General features: G+C 66.2%; 1 protein-coding gene. It reads right to left on the minus strand.

What is annotated here, in order from left to right:
* Positions 1-16: 16 nt before the first annotated feature.
* A partial coding sequence (gene sucD, locus KAK09_RS18625) for a succinate--CoA ligase subunit alpha (protein ID WP_210880409.1) occupies positions 17-814 on the minus strand: 798 nt, incomplete at its 5' end.

Below are 814 nucleotides of genomic sequence, written 5' to 3' on the forward strand. Positions count from 1 at the left end.
CCCCTCTTGCCCTTGATCAGCCGATGGCCTTGAGCACGGCCTCGCCGAGGCTGGCGGGGCTTTCGGCGACGGTGATGCCGGCGGATTGCATCGCCTCGATCTTGTCCTCGGCGCCACCCTTGCCGCCGGCGACGATGGCGCCGGCGTGGCCCATGCGGCGGCCCGGCGGGGCGGTGCGCCCAGCGATAAAGCCGGCGGTCGGCTTCCAGCGGCCGCGTTTCTTTTCGTCCTTGAGGAACTGCGCGGCTTCTTCCTCGGCCGAGCCGCCGATTTCGCCGATCATGATGATCGACTGCGTCTCGTCATCGGCCAAAAACCATTCCAGCACGTCGATATGTTCGGTCCCCTTGATCGGATCGCCGCCGATGCCGACGCAGGTGCTCTGGCCAAGGCCCACATCCGAGGTCTGCTTGACCGCCTCATAGGTCAGCGTGCCGGAGCGGCTGACCACGCCGACACTGCCGCGCCGGTGGATATGGCCGGGCATGATGCCGATCTTGCAGGCGTCGGGCGTGATGATGCCGGGACAGTTGGGGCCGATGAGCTTGGAGGTTGAGCCCTCCAGCGCGCGCTTGACGCGCATCATGTCAAGCACCGGGATGCCCTCGGTGATGCAGACAATCAGCTCCATCTCGGCGTCGATCGCCTCGAGGATAGAGTCCGCGGCGAAGGGCGGCGGCACATAGATCACGCTCGCATTGGCCTGCGTCTCGTGCTTGGCCTCATGCACCGAGTTGAACACCGGCAGGTCGAGATGCGTGGTGCCGCCCTTGCCGGGGGTGACGCCGCCGACCATTTTCGTGCCATAGGCGAT

Source organism: Roseovarius autotrophicus, from assembly GCF_018069895.1.
Taxonomy (GTDB): domain Bacteria; phylum Pseudomonadota; class Alphaproteobacteria; order Rhodobacterales; family Rhodobacteraceae; genus Roseovarius; species Roseovarius autotrophicus.